The organism is Alkalihalophilus sp. As8PL, from assembly GCF_040939795.1.
In the GTDB taxonomy this organism is placed as follows: domain Bacteria; phylum Bacillota; class Bacilli; order Bacillales; family Bacillaceae_D; genus Alkalihalophilus; species Alkalihalophilus lindianensis.
The window spans coordinates 3,040,197-3,063,898 of the sequence record NZ_CP162551.1 but is presented as its reverse complement, the minus strand read 5'-3'; the positions used below and the strand labels follow the sequence as shown (position 1 = coordinate 3,063,898).

23 protein-coding genes are annotated in these 23,702 nt (G+C 36.8%); 9 read left to right on the top strand and 14 right to left on the bottom strand.

Translation table 11 applies throughout. The features are described 5' to 3' along the window. Window positions 1-23: 23 nt before the first annotated feature. Together AB3N04_RS16845 and AB3N04_RS16840 are read right to left on the bottom strand one after the other, a co-directional pair. Entirely contained in the window at window positions 24-656 is a 633-nt protein-coding gene (locus AB3N04_RS16845; RefSeq protein WP_368503806.1) for a GTP pyrophosphokinase family protein, read from the bottom strand. A gap of 18 nt (window positions 657-674) precedes the next feature. Next, a complete protein-coding gene (locus AB3N04_RS16840; RefSeq protein ID WP_368503805.1) occupies window positions 675-1,064 on the bottom strand; it encodes a hypothetical protein in 390 nt (129 codons plus the stop codon). Window positions 1,065-1,234: 170 nt separating this feature from the next. Between AB3N04_RS16840 and AB3N04_RS16835 the strand changes: the two genes are divergently transcribed. Both AB3N04_RS16835 and AB3N04_RS16830 read left to right on the top strand, forming a co-directional pair. Continuing rightward, window positions 1,235-1,819 carry a CYTH domain-containing protein gene (locus AB3N04_RS16835; protein ID WP_368503804.1) on the top strand — a complete coding sequence of 195 codons (585 nt, stop codon included), beginning with the start codon at window positions 1,235-1,237 and terminating at the stop codon, window positions 1,817-1,819. A 77-nt stretch (window positions 1,820-1,896) separates the two neighbouring features. Further along, a complete protein-coding gene (locus AB3N04_RS16830; RefSeq protein ID WP_368506081.1) occupies window positions 1,897-2,595 on the top strand; it encodes a lytic transglycosylase domain-containing protein in 699 nt (232 codons plus the stop codon). Between the two features lie 33 nt (window positions 2,596-2,628). Here AB3N04_RS16830 and AB3N04_RS16825 read toward each other — a convergent pair whose 3' ends face one another. Beyond that, window positions 2,629-4,653: a molybdopterin-dependent oxidoreductase gene (locus AB3N04_RS16825; protein ID WP_368503803.1), complete on the bottom strand. Its 2,025-nt coding sequence runs from the start codon at window positions 4,651-4,653 to the stop codon at window positions 2,629-2,631. 191 nt (window positions 4,654-4,844) lie between these two features. Between AB3N04_RS16825 and AB3N04_RS16820 the strand changes: the two genes are divergently transcribed. Both AB3N04_RS16820 and AB3N04_RS16815 read left to right on the top strand, forming a co-directional pair. Further along, on the top strand, window positions 4,845-5,219 hold the full coding sequence (locus AB3N04_RS16820) for a globin (protein ID WP_368503802.1): 375 nt from the start codon (window positions 4,845-4,847) through the stop codon (window positions 5,217-5,219). Between the two features lie 39 nt (window positions 5,220-5,258). Further along, window positions 5,259-6,176 carry a ClpXP adapter SpxH family protein gene (locus tag AB3N04_RS16815; protein WP_368503801.1) on the top strand — a complete coding sequence of 306 codons (918 nt, stop codon included), beginning with the start codon at window positions 5,259-5,261 and terminating at the stop codon, window positions 6,174-6,176. A gap of 437 nt (window positions 6,177-6,613) precedes the next feature. Here the strand turns inward: AB3N04_RS16815 and pepF are convergent, their stop codons facing one another. The 4 genes from pepF to mecA all read right to left on the bottom strand — a co-directional run bounded on the left by pepF (window position 6,614) and on the right by mecA (window position 12,095). After that, on the bottom strand, window positions 6,614-8,416 hold the full coding sequence (gene pepF / locus AB3N04_RS16810; protein ID WP_368503800.1) for an oligoendopeptidase F: 1,803 nt from the start codon (window positions 8,414-8,416) through the stop codon (window positions 6,614-6,616). Window positions 8,417-8,522: 106 nt separating this feature from the next. After that, window positions 8,523-9,722: a competence protein CoiA gene (locus AB3N04_RS16805; RefSeq protein ID WP_368503799.1), complete on the bottom strand. Its 1,200-nt coding sequence runs from the start codon at window positions 9,720-9,722 to the stop codon at window positions 8,523-8,525. A gap of 105 nt (window positions 9,723-9,827) precedes the next feature. Then, the gene (gene cls, locus AB3N04_RS16800; RefSeq protein ID WP_368503798.1) at window positions 9,828-11,339 is read right to left on the bottom strand and encodes a cardiolipin synthase; all 1,512 of its coding nucleotides are present in this window, start codon (window positions 11,337-11,339) and stop codon (window positions 9,828-9,830) included. Between the two features lie 105 nt (window positions 11,340-11,444). Beyond that, entirely contained in the window at window positions 11,445-12,095 is a 651-nt protein-coding gene (gene mecA, locus AB3N04_RS16795) for an adaptor protein MecA (RefSeq protein WP_368503797.1), read from the bottom strand. A 395-nt stretch (window positions 12,096-12,490) separates the two neighbouring features. On the opposite strand from mecA, the gene AB3N04_RS16790 reads away from it, so the two are divergent. Continuing rightward, window positions 12,491-13,162 carry a TerC family protein gene (locus AB3N04_RS16790; RefSeq protein WP_368503796.1) on the top strand — a complete coding sequence of 224 codons (672 nt, stop codon included), beginning with the start codon at window positions 12,491-12,493 and terminating at the stop codon, window positions 13,160-13,162. Between the two features lie 48 nt (window positions 13,163-13,210). Here AB3N04_RS16790 and spxA read toward each other — a convergent pair whose 3' ends face one another. The 5 genes from spxA to AB3N04_RS16765 all read right to left on the bottom strand — a co-directional run bounded on the left by spxA (window position 13,211) and on the right by AB3N04_RS16765 (window position 17,171). Continuing rightward, the gene (gene spxA / locus AB3N04_RS16785) at window positions 13,211-13,606 is read right to left on the bottom strand and encodes a transcriptional regulator SpxA (protein WP_317122257.1); all 396 of its coding nucleotides are present in this window, start codon (window positions 13,604-13,606) and stop codon (window positions 13,211-13,213) included. A 551-nt stretch (window positions 13,607-14,157) separates the two neighbouring features. After that, window positions 14,158-14,724, bottom strand: coding sequence for a GNAT family N-acetyltransferase (locus AB3N04_RS16780; RefSeq protein WP_368503795.1), 567 nt, complete (start codon window positions 14,722-14,724; stop codon window positions 14,158-14,160). 205 nt (window positions 14,725-14,929) lie between these two features. Continuing rightward, window positions 14,930-16,135 (bottom strand): putative glycoside hydrolase, encoded by a 1,206-nt coding sequence (locus AB3N04_RS16775; protein ID WP_368503794.1) that lies wholly within the window; start codon window positions 16,133-16,135, stop codon window positions 14,930-14,932. 32 nt (window positions 16,136-16,167) lie between these two features. Further along, entirely contained in the window at window positions 16,168-16,398 is a 231-nt protein-coding gene (locus AB3N04_RS16770) for an excisionase family DNA-binding protein (protein WP_368503793.1), read from the bottom strand. Window positions 16,399-16,526: 128 nt separating this feature from the next. Next, on the bottom strand, window positions 16,527-17,171 hold the full coding sequence (locus AB3N04_RS16765) for a hemolysin III family protein (RefSeq protein ID WP_368503792.1): 645 nt from the start codon (window positions 17,169-17,171) through the stop codon (window positions 16,527-16,529). A 171-nt stretch (window positions 17,172-17,342) separates the two neighbouring features. Between AB3N04_RS16765 and AB3N04_RS16760 the strand changes: the two genes are divergently transcribed. Continuing rightward, window positions 17,343-17,864 (top strand): HD domain-containing protein, encoded by a 522-nt coding sequence (locus tag AB3N04_RS16760; protein WP_317122252.1) that lies wholly within the window; start codon window positions 17,343-17,345, stop codon window positions 17,862-17,864. Window positions 17,865-18,210: 346 nt separating this feature from the next. Next, the gene (locus AB3N04_RS16755) at window positions 18,211-19,209 is read left to right on the top strand and encodes a sodium:calcium antiporter (protein WP_368503791.1); all 999 of its coding nucleotides are present in this window, start codon (window positions 18,211-18,213) and stop codon (window positions 19,207-19,209) included. A gap of 39 nt (window positions 19,210-19,248) precedes the next feature. Here AB3N04_RS16755 and AB3N04_RS16750 read toward each other — a convergent pair whose 3' ends face one another. Together AB3N04_RS16750 and AB3N04_RS16745 are read right to left on the bottom strand one after the other, a co-directional pair. Next, window positions 19,249-19,803, bottom strand: coding sequence for a TlpA disulfide reductase family protein (locus AB3N04_RS16750; RefSeq protein ID WP_368503790.1), 555 nt, complete (start codon window positions 19,801-19,803; stop codon window positions 19,249-19,251). A 500-nt stretch (window positions 19,804-20,303) separates the two neighbouring features. Next, complete coding sequence (locus AB3N04_RS16745; RefSeq protein ID WP_368503789.1) at window positions 20,304-21,182, bottom strand: diacylglycerol kinase family protein; 879 nt, start codon at window positions 21,180-21,182, stop codon at window positions 20,304-20,306. Between the two features lie 162 nt (window positions 21,183-21,344). Between AB3N04_RS16745 and AB3N04_RS16740 the strand changes: the two genes are divergently transcribed. After that, window positions 21,345-22,586 carry a zinc-binding dehydrogenase gene (locus AB3N04_RS16740; RefSeq protein ID WP_368503788.1) on the top strand — a complete coding sequence of 414 codons (1,242 nt, stop codon included), beginning with the start codon at window positions 21,345-21,347 and terminating at the stop codon, window positions 22,584-22,586. After that, window positions 22,583-23,674 (top strand): class II aldolase/adducin family protein, encoded by a 1,092-nt coding sequence (locus tag AB3N04_RS16735; RefSeq protein WP_368503787.1) that lies wholly within the window; start codon window positions 22,583-22,585, stop codon window positions 23,672-23,674. Before AB3N04_RS16740 ends, AB3N04_RS16735 begins: the two co-directional genes overlap by 4 nt. Window positions 23,675-23,702 lie beyond the last annotated feature (28 nt).

The following is a 23,702-nucleotide window of genomic DNA, read 5'->3' as shown; positions in this document are numbered from 1 at the left end:
TCATATTCATTCCTTCCCTCTCACTATAGCTTTCTTCCTTGTTCTTGCTTTTGGATGAATATCTCTTGTGCGTCCCTTACTTCGTCTCGAATAATCGACATTTCTTCATCAAGCTTAAAAGCAGCTTCTGCTGCTCTTTTTAGGCGCATCTTTATATCTTCGGGTATTTCACCACTATATTTATAATTTAAGGAATGCTCGATTGTTGCCCAAAAGTTCATGGCAAGCGTCCTCACTTGAAGTTCAACAAGAATTTTCTTCTCTCCCTCAATCGTTTGCACAGGGTAACGCAATACCAAATGATAAGAACGATAGCCACTTGGCTTTTTTTCAATAATATAATCACGTTCTTCAATGATTTCAAAGTCTCCACGAGTGCGAATCAAATTCACTACGGTCTCGATGTCCTCTACAAATTGAGTCACAATCCGTACGCCAGCTAAATCCTGCATATTATCTTCAAGTTCATTAAGTGGTATATTTTTGCGTTTTGCTTTATCAAGAATACTTGAAATTGGTTTGACCCTTCCAGTTACAAACTCAATCGGGGTGTGATGAGATGATCGTTGATATTGTTCGCGGATACCTTTTAACTTGATCTTTAATTCTTCCACTGCCTGTTTATAAGGCATTAAAAAAGTGCCCCAATCGCTCATTCAATCACCATCCGTTCTCTACTCAACAGTCTTTAAAAACACTTCCCGCACTGCAGTTTCAAGTTCTTCTCCGTAATTGCTATTGCCTTCAATATTTTCCAGTAAATAATCTAACTCATCATGTAACTGGAATAATTCAATAAGGTGGTTATTTCCAAGTTCCACTACTAATGGCAGTTGTGTTTTATAAGCCTCATACAGTTCAGACCAAGAATTTTGTTCAAACGCAAGATAATAAAATTGTGATGCATCTTCTAGTATGTAAACAAATGCCAAACCATCAGAATCGACGAGCATTCTTTCCCCCGCTTTGATTCCTTGAATCTCTTCTTCACTCAATGTGTGTTTACACGCGACCACATACTTCTCATCAGTCTTATTAATTTCAGTAACATTTAATTTTTGCATGATAACCCTCCAACATTAATCACGTTCCTAAACTTTATTCCACCAATAGTTTATCATACTTTTAATGGTCATTCCCATAAGAAGCCTTTTACATTTTATCGATGATTGAGCCTGTTTCCAAGCTATGAGATAATAGCATAATCTCATAAAAAAAGGGCGTGGAAATTCCCATGACACAGGAAATTGAAATAGAAGTAAAATCACTCGTTGATGAACCGGCATTTAGTCAGTTACTTCAATTTCTAAATAAGTCGATGAAACAAGCAGTCATGCAAAAAAATCATTATTTTGAAACAACTGATCAAGCATTAAAACAAGCCAAGTCAGCACTTAGAATTCGAGAAAAAAATAATACGTTTACTCTTACATTAAAAGAACCTCACCAAGATGGCTTACTAGAGACGCATCAAACCCTTTCCTCATTAGAAGTAGATAGAGCGATTAAGGAGGGTGTTATTCCTAGGGGCGAAGTCATGCACCAATTAAAGGAACTTGACATTAACCCAGCAACATTAAGCTACCTTGGAACGTTAACAACAGAGAGACTAGAATGTGACTATAAAAATGGAGCATTATGCTTTGATAAAAGTACATATTTAGGACAAGTTGATTATGAAATCGAGTTTGAAGGCAATTCGCTTGAGCATGCTACACATTCGCTTGAGAGCTTATTTTCCGAGATTGGAATTAAACAAGTTCCTACACCTAATAAAGTCCAACGCTTTTTCGAACGAAAACAAGCATTAAACGACTGAATCGTCGTGAAAAAAGGTTTGTTGCTACATGTTTTATTTGGTAAAGTTAGGATAGATTTTAATACGGAGGTCAAATGATGGACATATCTTTTTTAAGCTCTGTACATTCTTCCCCTTTTCAAACGAACATTTCAGGAGATCGTCAAAAGAGCTCTGCTTCTTTAAGAGCTCTTTTCTCGACCATACTTCAGCATGAAGTTTCTTCATCAACTAGTGATCATAGTCAACGAATAAGAAATAGCCACTTATTTATAAATGATTCATTAAGAGAACGTTATTTAGCATTGCAAACATTTTCACCTAGTAGCTCACATAAAATAACAACAACTCACAATCAAAGTAGGACAGCACCACCCTCAAGTGAAACGAATAAGCCTCTTCAACTTGCGGGTAAGGAAGCTCCGTTCGCTCACCTGATTGAAGCTGCGGCCAAAAAATACAATCTTGATCCAAAACTCATTTACTCGGTTATTAAGCATGAATCTAATTTCAATCCACAAGCAAAGAGTCATGTAGGGGCTACGGGATTGATGCAATTAATGCCTGCAACAGCTCGTATGTTAAAGGTTGATAATATGTTAGACCCAGCCCAAAACATTAACGGGGGAGCAAAATATTTACGTCAAATGCTTGATAAATATGACGGAGACATCAAACTAGCTCTTGCCGCTTACAACGCAGGTCCAGGTAATGTCGATCGCTATAACGGGATTCCGCCTTTTAAAGAAACTCAAGCGTACGTTCCGAAAGTATATAACACGTTTTTGAATGTCTAAAAAAACTAATACCCCAACCAAATGGTTGGGGTATTAGTTATCCACTTTGCGGAGTTGGACAAATGTTGTAAAAAAAGTCGCTCCTCCTCCAAAATCAGATAATAGACTTGAAGTTAAACTATTCGTATTTTTACCTTGAAATGCTTTAAAAGGCCATATTCCTCTTACGACAATAGCAGACGGATGGACTTTTTGATCAATCTTCACTTCTACCTTAATTTCACCCTTATTATTGTACAAAACAATCCAATCACCTTCAGTTAATTGGTACCCTTTACTGATATCTGGATGAATGATAGCAAAAGGCTTTTCTTTTTCAGGATAGAATTGATAAAGGAATTGACTATTTAACCCTCGCCTGTGTGGAGAAGTAATCAGCCAAAAATGATCTTTCTTTGGCTTTACTGTAGCATAATGAGGAAGAGGATCTAAACCTATTTTCCTCATCTTGTCAGAATACAATTCAATTTTTCCAGATGGAGTAGAATATGTCCCATTCAACCAAGGCTCAACTTCCTCCCGTTCTCTATCTTCTGGATCCCACTTCATCACTCTTCCCGAAAACAAATCATCTTTCCATTCACTTGGCTTTGATGAAACGGCTTGCCTCATTAATTCTTCATCAGTGTCTTTAAAACATGGTTCCGTAAATCCACAAGCTCTAGCTAACCTTCTAAATAATTCGGTATTAGAAAGCGCTTCTCCAATAGGGGATATTACAGGCCTGCCTACTTGCCAATAACGATGCCAGTAAGACTTATATAGATCAGTATGTTCCATTGCTGTAGTTGCAGGTAAAACATAATCAGCATATTTAGCCGTCTCAGTCATTGTTTGCTCATGGACAATCGTAACTAAATCCTCTCTTGCTAACCCTTTTAAAATAGCTGTTTGACCTGGAGTAACGGATGCTGGGTTACTATTATAGACAAATAACAACCGAATAGGGTCTGCTTTATCAAGTAGAGCTTTGCCTAGAAGATTCATATTTACGACCTTTGCTTCTTCAGTTCTAAGATCTGGCTGCTCAAGTTCAGCTCTATCTACTTTCCCTTGTAATAAGTTAAAGTAAATCGCCCCTCCACCGGGATACTGCCATGCGCCTGTTAGGGCAGGTAAATATAAGATCGCTCTAGTACTCATCCCTCCACCTATATGATGCTGCTGACCGTTACCAATTCGGATAAAAGAAGCTTTGGATGAACCATACTCTCTAGCTAGCTTGCGAATATGCGCAGCAGGAATACCTGTAACCTGCTCCACATATTCAGGGGTATATTCCATAGCACGATAGGCTAATTCATCGATGCCGATGGTCTGTTCCTCTATAAATGCTGCATCGATTAATCCCTCATCCATAAGGACATGAATGAGACCTAAAGCAAGTGCAGCATCAGTACCCGGAAGAAGTTGAATAAACCAATCAGCTTTTTGGGCTGTTTCTGTACGTTCAATATCAATAACGACTAGTTTCGCTCCTTTCTTTCTCGCCACTTCTATATACATCCACTGGTGAATGTTTGTTAAGATCGTGTTGGTCCCCCATATGATGATATAAGTTGACTCCTTAGTATCTTCTGGATCAAGACCAACCTGATCCCCCATTGTATAGGTAAATGCAGCATTACCTGCAGCTGAACAGATGGTCCGGTCAATAATCGAGGTGTTTAAGCGATTAAAAAAACGACGATCCATACTCGCATTTTGTATGACACCAATTGTCCCACTGTAACTATAAGGTAAGATGCTTCTCCCCCCATAATGTTCATGAGTTTCCTTGAGCTTTGTTGAAATTTCATAAAGCGCTTCATCCCAACTGATTTCTATAAACTCATTTTTGCCCTTTTCTCCAACACGTTTTAGAGGTTTTCTAATTCGTTCATATGAATGTACTTTCTCGGGGTAATGTCTTACCTTTTCACAAATAAAACCTTTTGTAACAGGGTGATCCTTTTGGCCAGTTACAGTCACGACCTTTCCTTCTGAAACATTCACTTGAAGACCGCAAGTATCGGGGCAATTATGAGGACACACTGTATATAACGGCCTATTCACCATTAAAACCTCCCATCCAATCCTTTATAGTTTATCAAACATTTTCACTTTTTTGTTTTTATAATATAGATGCTCGTCAATCAGATTATTTGCCCATCTTCTCTAGGGTTGCTACAATATGTAACAGTAACGCAGAGAAAAGTCGCTATACCTTTTTAATATTAGAAATGCTGAACTTATAAGGAGCGAGAAATATGTCTATTCAAAAAAGCCCATACGAAGCCCTTGGTGGAGAAGCTGTTCTCTCAGAGTTGGTCGATTCGTTTTATAGCTATGTAGCAAAGCACCCGGACCTAGCTCCGTTATTTCCTAATGACCTTACCGAAACGGCTCGTAAACAAAAACAATTTCTAACCCAATTTCTCGGAGGCCCAACTCATTATACTGAAGAACATGGTCATCCTATGTTAAGAGCCAGGCATATGCCCTTTACAATCACTAACACACAAGCAGATGCTTGGTTAGCATGTATGAATCAAGCTATGGATGATCTAGAGATAACGGGGTTAATTCGAGAGTATATAATGGAACGTTTAACCATGACTGCTTACCACATGGTCAACCAATAAAATGAAGGAAAAACTGTAACAAAGAAAGGAGAATGACCATTGAAACCAAAAGAGCTTCAATCAACTTGTGATAACGAACAAGGCATTTGTGGTCTGGATCCTGAGCATCCTTTTCAAATTAATAGAAAACCCCTTGAAGTATATACATTTATTGATCCTCTGTGTGCAGAATGCTGGGCTTTCGAACCTATTTTCAAGAAATTGCAAGTGGAATATGGTGCCTATTTTAAAATTAGGTTTCTAGTGGCAGGTCGGCTCCAAGCTTGGAATTTCTGCCAAGAAACAAAAAAAGGGCTAGCTAGAAAAAGTGAATTAGCTGCTATTTGGGAGAAAATTTCAAATGAAACAGGCATGTCTTGCGATGGAGATGTATGGTTAGAGCATGAATGGTCCTCACCTTATAAAGCATCTATAGCAATTAAAGCAGCCGAGCTTCAAGGTCCTCGTGCTGGAGCTCGTTTTTTAAGAAAACTTCGTGAATACTTGTTTCTTGAAAAGCAAAACATCACCGAAGATGAAATCATCATGAAGTGTGCCAAGTCTGCTAAGCTTGACCTAGAGGAATTTAAAAAGGATCTCGATTCACCACTGGCGAAAAAAGCTCTGCAATGTGATATTAAAACAACAAATGAAATGAGTGTTGAAGTCGTACCCACATTTGTATTTTTTAACAATAATGCCGATGAAGAAGGGATTAGTGTTACAGGCTTATATCCTTATCACGTTTATGTACAAATGATCGAGGAATTACTAGGGCATCCACCTAAAAAAGCAGCGCCTATTTCAATAGAAGAGTTTTTAAAACGCTACAACTTCGTAGCCACGATTGAAGTAGCTATGGTGTTTGATTTAACAGAAGAAGAAGCAGAAAAACAACTCAAACTTTTAAAGCTCCAACAAAAAGTTGAAGCAGTTCCTGTAAAGTATGGAACGTTTTGGAGATATATCTATGTGTAATGAAAGAGCGTCTGCTTAAGACGCTCTTTTTCATTCTCTATGGGGGGAGAGAATGTGATATGTTTCACATGTATAGAATACCAAACTCTAATTCCTCTGACAATGATTATCATTGATCGTTCATGAGATCGTCATATGTGTAAAAACTTGTCTTAAACCTTACGAAATTACATATGAATAAAATAAATGCAGAAAGGAAGGATTGACTTGAATAAGGTAAAACGATTAATAGGTATTGTTTTTATTGTAATAACTTTTTACTTGTACGTATTAGCTTTATTAAATATGTTCCCTCTATTACTTGCTGCACCTCTTCTTTTCATATCTATTCTTTTTACGCTGAGTCCTTCCCTTAAACAAAATCGCTTTAAAGGCTTCCGTTGAACAATTAAAAGCCTGAAGCTCTCTTGCCTTGCAGAGCTTCAGGCTTTTCAACTTTATTCTTCTAACAGACGTTCCATTTCATCCAGCGTGTCTTCAAATAAACTCAACGCTTGTTCAATCGGCTTAGCAGATGTCATATCGACTCCCGCTTCTTTTAGTACATCAATCGGATAATTTGAGCTACCTGCTTTTAAGAAGTTTAAATAACGCTCAACAGCAGGTTCACCCTCCTCTAGGATTTGTTTAGATAGAGCAGCAGCTGCACTATAACCTGTAGCATATTGATAAACATAGAAATTGTAATAGAAGTGAGGTATACGTGCCCATTCTAGTCCAATCTCTTCATCCACTACCATATCCTCTCCAAAATATTTCTTATTTAATTCATAATACGTATTTGTTAATAACTCAGGTGTAAGTGCTTCACCTTTTGCTGAGAGTTCATGAATTTGCTGCTCAAATTCAGCAAACATCGTTTGACGGAAGACCGTTCCTCTAAACCCTTCAAGGAAATGATTGAGTAAATATAGTTTTTGTTTCTTTTCGGTCGTTGTTTTAACTAGATAATCATTTAATAAAGATTCATTTAAAGTCGAGGCAACCTCTGCTACAAAAATCGTATAATCCCCATAGACAAATGGTTGATGCTTACGAGTATAATAACTGTGTAAACTATGCCCAAATTCATGAGCTAAAGTAAATAAATTATCAACATTATCTTGCCAATTCATCAAAATATAAGGCATTGTACCATATGCTCCAGAAGAATAGGCTCCACTACGCTTACCCATTGTTTCTTCTACATCCACCCATCGTTTACTAAAACCTTCAGTAAGGATATTGACATAGTCTTCTCCTAGAGGAGCAACCCCCTTAATGACAAGGTCTTTAGCCTCCTCATACGTCACCTTCATCTTACTATCTGCTACTAACGGTGTATATAGATCATACATATGCAACTCTTCTACACCGAGTACTTTTTTACGTAGTTTGACATAGCGATGAAGGAGATGTAAGTGTTTATTAACTGTATCAACTAATTGATCATAGACTACTTCAGGAATATGGTTTTGACTAAGAGCTGCTTCTCGTGACGAACGGTATTTACGAACATTTGCATAGAACAAATCTCGTTTTACTTGACCACTCAATGTTTGTGCAAATGTATTTTTATATTGACCATACGTTCCATATACAGCTTTAAACGCATTTTCTCGAACTGAGCGATCACTACTCTCTAACAATGAGATAAAACGTCCGTGAGTGATCTCAACCTCCTCACCATCTTCATCTTTAATTGTCGGAAATGTTAGATCTGCATTATTGAGCATCCCAAACGTTTGACTTGAGCTTTGCAAAGCCTCACTTGCTTGAGCTAATATCGCTTCTTCTGCTTCAGTTAAGACGTGAGGCCTTTCCTTACTCAATTCCTCTAACAGCTGTTCATACTTTTTAAGTCCTTCATGTTCATCAACAAATTGCATAATGAGTTTCTCGTCTAAACTTAATAACTCTGGTGTCATATACGACACTACCTGAGAGACCTGTGCAGCCAGCCCCATCGCTCGATCATGTAGCCCTTGATAGAAAGAATTGGCTGTATCTTCATCATTGCGCATATGAGCATACGTATACAACCTATTAAGTCTCTCATTTAATTCATCTTGTTTTTGAAGTGCTTTAAATAAAGACTCTGCAGACTCACCGAGTTTTCCTTTATATGAAGTTATCTCGGGATATAGTGCCTTTACAGCTTGAAATTCACTCTCCCAATCATCATCTGTATTAAAAATGGCTTCAAGATCCCACTTTGCTTGTTCCGGTACTTCTTCTCGTTTTAAACGCTGCTTTGCCAAGTTCTATCCCTCCAAATATGGTCCAATCGATAGTAAGAGCTTTTCCCTTACCCTACCATTAACTATTCGCCATATTAAAAGGTTTTCCTCTCTTTTTCTGCAATTACTATTTGGCAAAGATCTGATCTGAACAGAGATTGGCTAATTGACGGTCGAGCTTTATAGCTTCTTCTGTTGATTTTGGCACCTCTAGATCCCTTTGTCTGACATATGTCTTAGGCTTATTTGAAATTTCTTTGAGAAATCCTATTTCTGTTAAAAAAGTAACATAACCTAAAATCGCATCTTCAATAAGTGAGGGATGATAGGAAGGTCTTAGTTTTAACCATCTATGCAATTCTTTCCTCAGAAAACAAGCTTGAATTGAGGTAAGGGTGATTGGTTGATGAAGGGGCTTTTGAAGAAGACAAGCAAAGAGAAGATAACTTTGCCAAATATGTGGAGAAGTTTCGATGAGGCAATGGGAAGAGCTCGGCCATCCAGCTTCAATTGGAAATTGAGAAGGTGACAAGTGATGATAATACAATAATTGTTGAAAGAAACGTTGTGTTTTGGAAGGGTAGGGTGTGGGTTGAACGTAACGCCAATTCTTTTTAATAAATAGCCAGTGCTCGTATGAAGGAAGAGAATAAGTTGGTTGCCTGAGGAGATTGGATAGTGGAAATAAAGATGGGGAAGTTTCAATTAAACTAGCTAAATATTTTGTCGAGGAGTACGGAGTTGTGTGATAGAGACTCTGCCATTTGCTCTGTTCTGAGCAATAGTAATGGATTGTCGGTGAAGATGATTTTTGGATTGTATTTGCATACCACTCAAACGATTTAATTGAAAAGATATTAGCCCCCAACCGCTTTAAGCGATTACCACCAAATATCCAAATAGGTATAATTCCAAGCTGTTCATACCCGCGCATTCTTTTTTCGAGTTGAGAGTGATCGATCGGAGAACATTGATATTCTAGTGCATACAGTTGACTTCCTACCTTAAATAATATGTCTGGTCTTTGTCTAATCAGCGGTAAATAGACTTCAAGTGCAACCTTAACCCCTTGATTCTTTAACCATTCATACAACTGCTTCTTGCCTTTAAGGTGGTATAGTGATTCTGGTTCGCCTTGGATTGTACAGAGAGCATTCTTTTTATGAGCAAAATGCCATTGTTTTTTTAAGCCTATTTTTAATTGAAGTTCTGACGTACAACATGGACAATAAAATAATACATCCTTTCTCATTTCAATTAACTGTTCAAAGCTCCAACTATCTGCCATTGAAATTAAAGAACCATCTTTTAATTTTGCAGTGAGCAAGTGGTTACACCTCCTAATATAGATGAGTTTCGACACTTTACACTGCTTTCCCTTTAAAACCATCAAAAAAATCTCCCTTATTTTAAAGGGAGATTTTTGATTTGTTTATAATAAAGGTGACAATAATCGAGAGGTAGACTCAATAAGGCGATGAAAGAACGGTCTATTTCCAAACAACGAGTGATTAATTTGATTAGAATGTTCTAGGTCATAGACATAATCGCTAACGAGCGTTGTGACACTACTTGTGCGATATAAGTATGCATTCACTTCGAAGTTCAAATGAAAACTCCTCATATCCATATTTGATGTGCCGATTGAAGCTATTTCATGATCAACGATAATAATTTTACTATGCATAAATCCACGGTTGTATTCATATACCTTCACTCCAGCTTCAAGTAATTCAGGGAAATAGGATCTAGAAGCATGGAAGACAATGCGCTTATCAGGGCGATTAGGTACGAGGATCCTCACATCAATTCCACTTAACGCTGCAATTTTCAAAGCACTGAGTATATCATCATCAGGGATAAAATAAGGACTTGCAATCCAAATCGATTTCTTCGCCGATGTAATCATGGAAAAGAATAATTTTTTATTTACTTCCCACCTTGTATCTGGTCCACTCGCAATCATCTGTACACCGCCATCCCCTTTTGTCATAGAAAGAGATGGAGAAAGATACGTTTGATTTAATATTGTCTCCCCCGTTTGATAATGCCAGTCTTGTAAAAAGATTAATTGAAGCGTTCGCACTGCCTCACCCCTCACATAGAGGTGCGTGTCTCTCCAGTACCCAAAATAAGAGTCCTTTCCAAGGTATTCATCTCCAATGTTCAATCCACCTACAAAGCCAATAACGCCATCAATTACTATAATTTTACGGTGATTTCGATAGTTAATAGCATGGGTTAAAAAAGGTAATTTTACTGGCGAAAAGGAAACCATTTCGACTCCTGCCTCTGTTAGCTCTTGAACATATGCTTTTGAAAGTTTCCAGCTCCCAACCCCATCATACAAGAAACGGACTTTAACCCCTTCCTCAGCCTTTGCAATCAAAATGTCTTTTATTTGATTCCCTAACTCATCGTGACGCACAATATAGTATTCAAGATGGATATGATGTTCCGCCATTTCCAATGCTTGTAAAATATGAGCATACGTTTCCTTACCATCTGTTAATACTTTGGTTTCACTTGAAAAAGAGATAGGATTTTTACCGAGTCGATGAGCAAGTCTAAATAATAATTGTTGATGGCCAGCCATTTTTTTCAATTGTTCTTCATTTAATTGTCTTTGACCTTCAATTTTTTGAAATGCTCGTTCATCCTCAATAGCCTTTTTTGAAAATCGCTTACTCTTCCTGTGATTTTGACCAAACATTAAATAAAAGAAAAAACCGATAACTGGAAAAGCGGCTAATACGAGTAACCAAGTTAAGGTTTTAGTAGGGTGACGATTTTCAAAAAAGATAATAATTCCAATAAAGATTACTGATAACGTAAATACAACACTAAGAGTCCCTACCATCCAGTTTTGCAAAAGTCCCCTTGATATGTATAGAATGACCAAAATTACGGCAAAAAAAGCTAGAACATTTAAACGGTTTTTCATTTTATTCTCCCATGACATTAAAATAGCTTACTCATTTAAAATAACCTAATTTTAACATTTTCCACTATTAAAGAAAGCCGACTTCCTATGAAATCGGCTTAATCATTACTTTTTTGGAAAGTGTTTTCTTAAATTCTTAAGCGCAAATTCAGGCATAATTTCTTTCCCGTATTCTTGCATACGATAAATTGAAAGGTCGGATTCATATCCATATTCAAGCATTTGACTTAGCATATCATCTTGCTCATCTTCGTTATATTGTTCGTCATTAAATAGCACATGTAAATAATAACGTCCTTCGAAATGATATAGTTCATTCTCTAGATCATCGATAAAGAAATTGTGACTTAAAGAAATCACATCTTCAAAATCTGCAAAGCCAATGACTAGCTCAAGTTGATCAGTTATATCAAGGTCTTCTTCACTTGAATGACCCGTCATCAAGTCGACCATATTCTCATCACGAGTTTCTTTATCCTGGCTCACAGGAATTTCAAGCTTTACATTTCCGTCAGTAACTTGCCCTCTGGTTACAACGATTTCTAATCCTTTATCCAATGCATGAACTTGAATCCATAATGGACCATCTAATTCAAATTCGTCACGGTCACTTGCTTCATTCATCATTTCGAAGAAGAGCTCTTCCCCACGTTCACGATTATACCAAATCTCGTCTCGGTCAAATCCCCGGTCCTCAATATCTTTATACGTTATAAAGAATTTAATTGTTGTATCATTCACGCGTTCAATGTCCATGTTCGCTCTCCCTCCTATCAAACTTCACTTAAACAGATTAATTGAGCCTGCCATCATCATTTTTTATCGACTCAGCTTGCCCCACTTAACAATAGAATAACCAAATATGTTGTTATACATTAAGAGCTTATTATCTGTTTCTCTTATTTTATGACATATCAGCTCAAAATGGAAATCTAAAAACCTATTTTTCTAAGATTTTTCAGAAAAAAGCATCGTTGTTCATATTGCTAGGTAAATTTCCATTCATATATTTTGCTTTTCTTAAATATACGTTTTCTATAGGGATTTTAGACAAGCTTTAATTCTAGTATGACTTTTCATTGTTACAGATCAACTTATGAGTTGTCAAGGTAAATTATGAATGGTTTAACGATGTAGGGGCTGATATAAAAATGGAATTAGATTGGTTCATTTCGTTAGGAACAATTATTGGTGTCGATATTATATTGGGAGGAGATAACGCAATCGTTGTTGCACTTGCTTGTAGGTATCTAAATCCTTCTATTCGAAACAAAGCGATTATCTTAGGAATAACCTTAGCATTGGTAATCAGAATGTTCCTCACAGTAGTAGCAGTGGAGTTATTAGAAATTCCATTCTTATTGGCTATAGGTGGTGCGCTTTTAATTTATATTGCCTATTCTCTTTTAGCATCTCATCAAGAAGAGACTGCTATAGATGGAGGAACGAATGTATGGACTGCGATTAAAGCAATTGTCATAGCTGACTTTGTCATGGGGTTTGATAATGTCATTGCCGTGGCCGGAGCGGCTCACGGGGATACTACTCTTGTGATGATTGGATTAATCTTTTCTGTACCCATTATCATTTGGGGAAGTAAAATTATCTTAAAAGCCTTCGATCGTTTTCCCATTATCATCTACGTCGGTGCAGGTATTTTAGCCTTTACAGCAACACGTATGATAAAACATGAACAAATGCTCTCTCCTTTGTTTATTCATCATCCATCATTTTCAATCGCCTTCCAATTAATCGTTATTATTGGTGTTCTATTAGTAGGATGGTTATCAAATCAGCGCCTTCAAAGGCCAAATTTACATTAAAACAAAGAAAACCTTCTAGTTATCAAAAGTGAACTAGAAGGTTTTTTATTAGTTAACAAGTCGTTTTGCTTCTTCCAAGTGAAAAGAACGAACTTTACGAGGTAAGAAACGACGAATTTCCGCTTCGTTGTAACCAACCTGTAGACGCTTTTCATCAAAAATAATCGGACGACGAAGTAAGCCGGGGTGATCACTAATAATTTTAAATAAAGTTTGAAGTGGTAGTGTTTCAAGCTCAACATTTAACTCTTGAAATACTTTAGATCTTGTAGAGATAATCTCATCTGTCCCATCTTCAGTCATACGTACTACTTCTTTCACTTCTTCTACTGTAAGAGGAGATGAAAAAATATTACGCTCTTCAAAAGGAATGTCATTTTCCTCTAACCATGCTTTTGCTTTACGACAAGATGTGCAACTAGGTGAAGTTAATAAAGTAACCATCGTGTGGACCTCTCCTTCCAGAATTGAGATCTATTGATGAAGATTGTTGATATTTGTCTTATAGATCCATTATAATACAATATTTCTTTCTTGTATAGGTAAAGTTTAATCTTTATTGTACATTTGTTAAACATTGATGAAAGTTACTTATACACAGTGTTTCTTTACCCCTACTATTTAGAAGCTAAACCTAAAAGTTTTTAAACATTAAGGTTTACTTAGTCTATTATACGATGAACTTTGCCTCCATGCTTTAGTTGTCACAAGATCGACACATTATAAGTAGACATTTTAATTTCAAGAGAATTCTTCGATCTTTTAATATAAAAATAAGCTATGCACATTTTGTACATAGCTTCAAAACTTATTACCACTAAGAGGCAGGTGTACGTTTAGAATGAGTCATTGGTTTTCTGCTTGGTCGACCCTTCCAATTTTTAAGATTTTTTTTCAAGAAATCCTTCACCATGTCCCTTTTTCTTCTCTTTAATTTGTTCTTTTGTGAACCTTTCATCTAAAACACCATCCTTCACTTGGCGTCTTGAGTTCACTCACACAGTCGGTTGATCATCATCCTCTTGCTTGTAAGTAAGCACTTGGTCAACGTCTTCATATGAAGATCCATAAAGTTCTTTATCTTTGTAAGTGTGAATATTTTCATACGTATGCTTCATTTTTTCATAAATACTGTGCTCAGATTCATCTGTAGGTGACCAATAGAGGATTTCTAGTTCATTCACTTCATTCGTTGCAAGTGAACGACGACGATAGCCGATTGACTCTGCGTGTTTAAACCCTTCACGATTATAAAAGCGTTGACGTTTCTCTGTGTCTGTTTCTTCGTAATCAATTGGCTCTACTTCTAAAATAATCGGCTTGTTTTTTGCTTTAAGTTGATTGAGAAGCTTCTTTCCCAAGCCTTGTCCTCTGGCATCTTTAGAAACGAATAAATAATCGACAAAAGAGAAGTCATCCGTTTCTACATACATCATAACATGATTAGGGCCTTCATCTTTATGGTAAATATCTGCTTTTTCTTTTAATAATAATTCCATATGTTCTCTTGACTTCATTTCTTGTACAGGAAAATATTTATTAAGTTTTTCATACCAGTTCAATGTTATGACCTCCGTAAATTGTTCTTCTTATAGTATATTCCTCTTTTAACAAAGCTTAAACTCGCACATTATAGCTTCTTTTGTAAAATAACCTGACATGGTAAAGAAATCCGCTGTTAAACCCTTTTTCCATAGAATACATCTAAGTTCCTAGTCTATACTCTCTATTACAAAAAAAGAGCACCCGTTATGGGTACTCGATTCATTAAGGCTTGTAGTTAACTCCTTCAGTATAGCGATTGGATGCATTCCATAATAAAAATTCATTAATGCCCTCTTCGTTCAATGCTCTAATCTGCGCCTCTACCTCATCCTTCCCATATTCCAAATAATTACCTGCACCTAAGTAACGAGCAGTGAAATCTTGAATCCATGGACGAGATACAGGAGGTTCTTCTAGAGCGCCTAACACTTGATTTTCTACTTTAGCATATTCTTTCGTTAATTCATATGGATAAAGATCTGGTTTGTCAATCCCAAAATATGGTGTCCAGTGACTTGGGTAGATCATCGATGAAATAACATCTACATTTTCTGAGATCTTCGAAAAATTTTGACCAATTCCAGGAGCTTCAGAGATTGTAGCTGCGTATCCAAAAATATCTACAGAGACATCAACATCATAAGGGGCCAATCTCTCTCTTGCATAAGCTACAAAGTCAGTAACGGCAGATACTCGCTTTTGAATATTATCTCCATCCCCGCCTTCATACTCTCCTACAGAATAACCCAACGATTCATCTCGACGCTCAAACCCTTCTGGGAAGCGTACATAGTCAAATTGGATTTCTTCAAAACCCATTTTTGCTGCTTCTTCAGCAATGTCGATATTATAATCCCATACTTCTTTTAAGAAAGGATTAACAAAAGCTTCACCACGACCATTTTTCCAAACTTGTCCATTTTCAGTGAAAGATAAATCTGGTCTTTCCTCAGCTAAAACGGAATCTTTGAATACCACAATTCTTGCAATCGGATAAATTTCGTTTTCTTCAAGCGTTTCCATCATTTGATCAGGATTAGAGATAAAGTTTTGAGAGATCCCATAGAAAGGAGAATCTTCTTCAGGTCGATATGTAAGATAACCATGATCTTCCTTAATATCAATAACCATTGAATTCAAATCCGTCGTATTTAACAACTCAAGTAAAGACTCAAATCGTTCCCCACCCGCTGAATTTCCAGTCACATATATTCCTCTTACTCCATCTTCAGGATAATCAAATTGATACCCAGAATCATAAACAAAACGAGTAAGGCGCTCAGGAAGCTCTAGAGTGGTGCGTTCCACTACTTTTTCTTGATGATCACGCGCAGGACTCTTTTCTGAATCCTCAGCGATTACTGGTGATAATACAAATAAAAACGAACTTATTAGCAATACGAAAAGTAAAAGTATTCTTTTCTTCACAATCCCACAGCCTTTCTCTTCTCTCTTATGTATTAGTCTTCATCTTTGGCATCCCAATCATCAGGCAAAGGCTCAGAAAGCTCGTGTGCGATTTGCTTTCTCTTTAAATCAAGTTGCTCCTTATACCAAGTAAACTGTTCCTTATTAAACAAATACTCTTCCCCATCATACACAGCCTTAATATTACCTTTTTCAACCTGTTCTAGGACATATTGCAAAGTGACACCTAAATAATCTGCTAATTCCTTACTATTTACATACATGTCTAGTCCTCCCAACTAGAAGTATAACGTCTCCCTTTCACTCATGTCACCCTTGAGCCTAAAAATCTCTTATCTTTTTTTATTTGCACAAAAAAAGTCGAATGACTGTACGTCAAACGACCTTAAAATTAAAGTGGTAGAATAAATAACAACACGAGGAAAAAGTGTAAGACACTACCTGCTAGCACAAACAAGTGCCATACTGCATGATGATATCTAAACCCTCTCCACACATAGAATATGGTTCCTAAAGTATAGCAAAGGCCTCCTCCGATCAGAAAGATAAGCCCAGTAGATCCTAAGTTTTCAATGATTGGTTTGATCGCAAACAAAGCAAGCCATCCCATTAAAATATAAAACAATGTTGACAGAAACAAAAACCGTTTTACAAAATAGGCTTTAAAGACGATTCCAAACGTTGCAAGTCCCCATACTATTCCAAATAGAGTCCAACCAAGCGCTCCTTGAACGACAATAAATAATATAGGAGTGTAGGTCCCTGCTATAAATAAATAGATCGATGCATGGTCCATAATTTCAAATACATTTTTTGCTTTTCCAGGTGGCAGTGCATGAAGCATTGTAGACGAAAGATATAGGAGAAGCATCGTTACACCATAAATTGTGAAACTAATTACATGCCAGACTGTACCATGCAGACTAGAAAATACGATTAATAAAACAAGGGCTGCAATACTTAATAATACACCAATTCCGTGCGTAACCGCATTTGCAATTTCTTCGCTTTTTGAAAATGTATGTGTTGTGCCCATAATTCACTCCCTTAATTTCTAATAATTGCTTTATTATAACAGAGAAAAGGGTAAAAGAATAATGAACAATCTCTATCATTATCGTTGCAACCTTACTATGAGCTCTATATAATAGAAAAAATACTTTTTTCACTTGTAAGATTATATTCCATCTCGAAAGGAGCTCGTTCTATGAGACATGTCAAACTAATTCAACTTTTTGATCATCCCATTACGCAAAAATTTGTTAAACGTTCTGGTATGGCCCATGCAATTGCTTGTGCCTTCCATGCCTATAAATTAGCCGAAACCTACAATGTGAATCCTGACCTCGCAACAAAAGCTGCCTTTCTTCATGATATAGGTCACTACACTTGGTATCGTAATGGCAAATGGGATTATAATTTGTATAAACAAAATGATATACATGCAATCAAGGGGGCTGAGAGAGCACATAAATTACTTATACGCTTAGGTGAACATCCTCAATCAGCGAAAGAAATTGCCTTAGCTATCCTCCTTCATACCGATTCCTATTTACCACAAGGAGAACTCCATCTAAATCCTCTACAACAGGTTGTGGCTCTTGCAGATGAAGCGGATGAGGAACCTAGCGGCGAACACCATTACAGAACCATATCAGACCAACGGGCAAGAAAGATGTTATCAGAACTAGACGAAAAAGTGGAGCGAGCTCTATCTCAAACCACTTAAGTCTTGAAGAGGAAAGGTTAACTCCTACGTTTACCTTTTCTCATTTCTTTTTAAAATAAAATAATTGACGGCATTCCCTCCTCATGCTACATTTAAATGGAATTAAATATGTAACATCCCTAAAAAGGGGAGTAGCGACCACTATGGTCAATGAGTCGTCATGACAGTGGATATTCCACTCGGTTCATTGAGCTTTGTATATACAAAGTACGCAAGACCTTTTTATGAGAGTTCGTTTTATTGGGCAAACTCTCATAAAAAGGTCTTTTTTTGTGCTTTTAGCAATCGATTATGGTTTTAATCATCCCGTTTTACATGCGGTATGACTATTAGGGAGGTATGAGGTATGGTTTTTGTTTGGTTTATACTTGCTGCAATCGTCACTGTTATTTCAGCAATCAAGCTCTCCACATATGCTGATACAATCGGTGAAAAATCATCGCTTGGCGGTATGGTGGTTGGTACAATCTTTCTTGCAGGTGCAACGTCGTTACCGGAGGTCACAACAAGTGTTTCAGCTATTGTCCTAGATAACCCTGATATTGCAGTAGGGAATGTATTTGGTAGTAATATGTTTAACCTGTTAATTATTGCATGCTTTGATTTGTATTTTAGAAAACAGCAGATATTTAGACATGCTCACCATTCCCATTTTTATACAGCGAGCCTTGGACTTTTACTAGCAATCGTTGCGCTGTTGGCACTTACGATTCGAATTGATATCACCTTCCTTGGTATAGGTGTTGATATGTGGATTTTACTAACTGTTTATGGGGCTGGTGTGTGGTATATCTCCATCCTTTCTAAAAAACAAACGAGTAAGCCTAGTGAACCTGCCGAAGAGGTGGAAGAATCAAAACATGATTTTTCTGCCATCTCACTAAAAACAGCGATAATCGGGTTCATTATTGCTGCCATCGTCATTATGGGGGCTGGCACACTCCTTACAGTTTCAGGGGATAAGATTGCTGTTGTTACTGGTCTCGGATCAAGTTTTGTTGGCAGCTTTCTCATTGCTGCTACAACCTCTTTACCTGAAGCCGTTTCAGTGTTAGTGGCTTTGCAGTTAAGAAACTATAATTTAGCTATTGGTTCTATTCTTGGTAGTAATCTATTCAACATTTTAATATTAGGTGCATCAGATATCTTTTATCAAAAAGGTTCCATCATTGCATCGATATCAAGTGTGCACCAAATAACCGCAGCCGGTGTTGGGATCTTATGTGTAGTTGTCCTATATTCTTTAGTTAGAAAGCCAATTGAATCAACGTTTCGTTATGCGCTACCATCAATTGTGTTAATTGCTCTTTATTTTGTTTCCTCCTATTTAATCTTTGTCCAATAATGAAGAAGGGGCCCTCCTAGAAGGGCCCCTTCTCTTTTCTTATCTAAATAGATAAATATCTTCCATCATGCTATAAGAAAGCCCTCCATTAATACGTTGAACAATAATGCCATTCTCATCAATAACAATCGTTGTTGGGATGCCAATAATTTGATACGTATCCATCACATCGCCCGATTCATCTAAGAGGACATCAAAGTTTGCACCAAAATGTTTTAAAAATGGAGTAACCTCTGCTTTACTCGTTTCCTGACTTGTCATATTTACCGCTATGAATTTAGCTCCTTGATTGGTTAATCTTTTTTCCATTTCTACAATGACAGGCATTTCTTCTTGACAAGGTGGACACCATGTTGCAAAAAAATTAATGACAACTGGTGTACCGTGATAATCATTTAAGGCAACCGTTTCTCCCCCTAAAGTGGTAAGTTCAAACGACGTAGCTTCATTCCCTACTTGAACCCCTTCTTTAACTGATGCGGCAACCGCCTCTTCTACTTGTTTAAATACACTATCTGACTGGCTGTACATAAATCCGACTGAACAAAGGATAATGATAAGTGCGCTTCTAAAAAAGGCTTGGCGTATCGTCATCTCTTGTCCTCCCTTCTTATTCTCTGACAAGGTTTGCTATAATGTAGACTATGTCCATTTAACTAGAATGATGCGAAGGGAGTGAAAGAAAATAACAAAGCTACAAGCCTTCCAATTAATTTTCATTATCTTTTTAGCTATTTACATCTTTACAGCTTATATGAATAATAAAGAAACCAGTATTTTGTTTTTTATTTTAGCAAGTATTAATATTCTCTTGTTGATATTACGTTTACGCGAAAGAAAAAGGAGGAATTAATCTCCAAGCGTTTAGGTGAATTTTTTCGGCCTATTTGGATTATATTAAACTTAATCATTGATACAGGGGGCTTAAACATGAATGATATCCTGAACACAATAAAACACTTTTTCTGTGAACTTGTCGAGTTGCTCTTTCTCCTTGAATATGAAGAATGTAAATTAACCATGGAACCTCCAAAAAACATTTCTAAATTAAAAGCAAATATTAACCCACACTAGAAGAAAGAGTATTACCCTTATTAGGAGATTATATTTAAAGCATTCTTCTCAATCGTAATAGTGATGGGTGTTACCCCAATAATCTCCCCATCACCATGTATGATTAATTGCTTATCAGCATTTACAATAATCTCCCTTCCTTGAAGTATATTAACTCCTTTCTGCTTCACATGCTCTCCTTTAAATACAGAAGGAAACAGTAGTAGTAACTTCCATCTAGATTGCCCGTGGACAATACATATATCTACTAGCCCATCTTGACTTGTGGCATTAGGACAAATTTTCATACCACCCCCATAATAGGGATAGTTTGCGATTGCTATTAACCAAACCTTATCATATTGTAAATATTCGCCATCTATAGTTAACTCAACGCTGGATGGTTTATAGGTCCGTAATACTTTTAATACACTTATAATATAAGAAAAGCTTCCTAACCATTTTTTGAATCCCATTTGGTTTGTAACTTGTGCAACCACCCCATCAAATCCGAGACCTATAACGGTTAGGCAGTACTTACTGTCCACCTTCATTAGATCAATTTTTTCTTGGCGCCCTCCTATAATGCGGTCAACTTCTCTTCTGACGTTCCTATCTAACCCTCGTGCTCTAGCAAAATCATTCCCTGAACCAGTGGGAATTACACTAAATGGATATCCTGTATCAACTAATTGATTTATAACTTCTTGACTTGTACCATCCCCTCCTATTGCTATAACTCCGCTTATTTTTGTATGAACATTATTGATTAGTGACTTTAATTGAAGTACATCTTCTTTAGATTCAGTGACTAATACTTGATAGTCTACTTTTTTTGATTGTAAATAGAGTTCTACTTCATCCCAAACTTTCAGGGTTTTACCTTTACCTGAATTTTTATTTATAACAAATATGAACATTTTACTTCACTCCTGTATTCATATAAGATACATCGTTTCCTATTATTAGCTTATCTATTCCCTACCAAATAATCCTTTGTTTTGGTAACTATATACATAATTATCTGTTGGAGGGATATATTAAAGTCAAGCTCAAGATTTGTTCTCTAAGGAGGTTTTATTATGGAGGCATTACAATTCGACTTCAACATACCAAAGTACATCCTATCTAAAATGTTAGGAAGATGGTTACCCTCTACTTACTGGAATACCCATATTTCTTGCTTAAAGTGGAATGACACAGCAGAGCCTACATTACCGAATGAGGAATGGGTCAAAGTTAAAGTGAAGTATGGTGGGATTTGTGGCAGTGACATGAATCTATTGTACTTACATGACAGTCCCTCTACCTCCCCTTATGTATCCTTTCCTTTTACAATAGGGCATGAGGCTGTTGGACAAATATCAGAGTTAGGATCGAATGTTACGTCTTTAGAAAAAGGGCAACGAGTTGTTATTAACCCAGTTCTCTCTTGTGAAAGTCGGAATGTTGAACTTTGTTCAGCATGCGAGCGAGGTGACCAAAGTCTCTGCCTTCATAAAACCAAGGGATCGATCGAGCCTGGCTTACTTATTGGTGCATGTCGTAACACAGGGGGTAGCTGGAGTCCCTATTTAGTTGCTCACAAAAGTCAAATCAAGATTTTACCAGATGAAGTGGATGACCTAAATGGGGTGTTGGTTGAACCGTTCAGCTGTGCTTTACATGCTGTATTAAGAAATCCTCCAAAGGAAAATGATAAGGTGTTAATTATTGGAGCAGGGGTAATTGGTTTATCTGTATTAGCTGCGATAAGAGCTCTTGGAATTAAGTGTTCCATTACCATACTCGTTAAACATTTATTCCAAGGAGAGTTAGCTAAACTGTATGAGGTTGATCATGTAGTTCAATTAAACCATTCCTATGTAAACAAGACAGCCGAAGTATTAAATGCCGAAGTCCTAAAACCTGTTATTGGAGAAGAAGTTATACAAGGTGGAGCTAACATTGTTTATGAATGTGTGGGGAAGAAGAAGAGCATTAAAGATTCCCTCAGATTTGCAAACAGTGGTGGGAAAGTAGTGCTATTAGGCTTGGCTGGCATGATTGAGAAAGTTGATTGGACAATGGTCTGGCTAAATGAACTAACCATAAAAGGTTGTTTTGCTTATAGTACAAATGAGTTTGAGGGAAAAAAAATGGACTCGCTAGACATTGCAATAGAACTGATGAAAAGAGGACGTGTTGACCTTTCTCCTTTAATTACACATCAATTTCCTCTTCAAGAATATAAACGTGCTTTTCATACAATCTCAAATAAAAGAAAAATAAACGTAATGAAAGTGGTTTTTGATCATGAAAAACAAGTTGGAGGTATCATATGAATAATTTTACATTTAGTTCTTCTCCATCTAGCGCTATTTTAAAATGGTTATCTGCTGGAATAATCTCTACCTTTACGGAAAGAAATTTTGAATATAGCGATCAACCGGATAACCAAATAAAGCTCGTTTTTCATTTTTTAGATGAGGATAACGTAAGACCGTACCGCCGTAAAGCACAAGCAACATTTGTGGTAGCTGTACTAGAAAGTAAAGGGGCACCCTATGATATTTTTAAAGAAGTGTATCCGTTTCTAATTAGGTCTTTAGCTAACCACCTTATGTATATAAATCATCGAGATGAACAAGTAGATATACATTTTCTCACGCCTGAGCAAGGTTGTTATTCTATTAAGTATAAAAAGGGCGAAGAGGAAAAAGATTTTTTCATGAAAATCTTTCAACGCCTGCAACCTTTATCAACTTCTAAATTGGTTATTGATAATGAATTTGATGAAGACTTACCATCTGACAAGTGGAATGGAGATCATATCACTGAAGCACTCAGCAAATCTGGCAAAAGGTTAGATAAAATGGATTTACTTCCTGCCCCTTTCCCTCTTGAACATTATTTAAATAAAAGAGATATGCGACATCTAAATAAACTCTACGGCATCGGGGGGCTAAGTTATGGAAATTTAAGTGCTCGCTCTGACCAGAATCATTTTTGGATGAGTGCAAGTGGTATCGATAAATCTAATATGAACGATGTTGGAAAAGATATCCTCTACATTAAAGGATACAACAGTGATGCAAATCAAATGGAGGTGAGCATCCCTCCCAATGTTAAACCTAAAAGAGCTTCAGTTGATGCGATTGAGCATTGGATGATATACAAAGAACATCCAGAAGTTGGCGCAATTGTACACATACATGCGTGGATGGATGATGTAAAAGCAACCGAAATAAATTATCCTTGTGGCACCCTTGAATTAGCTGAAACTGTGGCCCAATTAGTTCGGGATGCAGATAATCCTGCTGAAACGATAATCGGACTTAAAAATCATGGTTTAACTATTACAGGTCCTTCTCTTGAGAATATCTTTCAACGTATTGAAGGTAAGGTTCAACGACAAGTACCTATGAATTAAAGAACGATGGTAAAGAACCATAACCTGC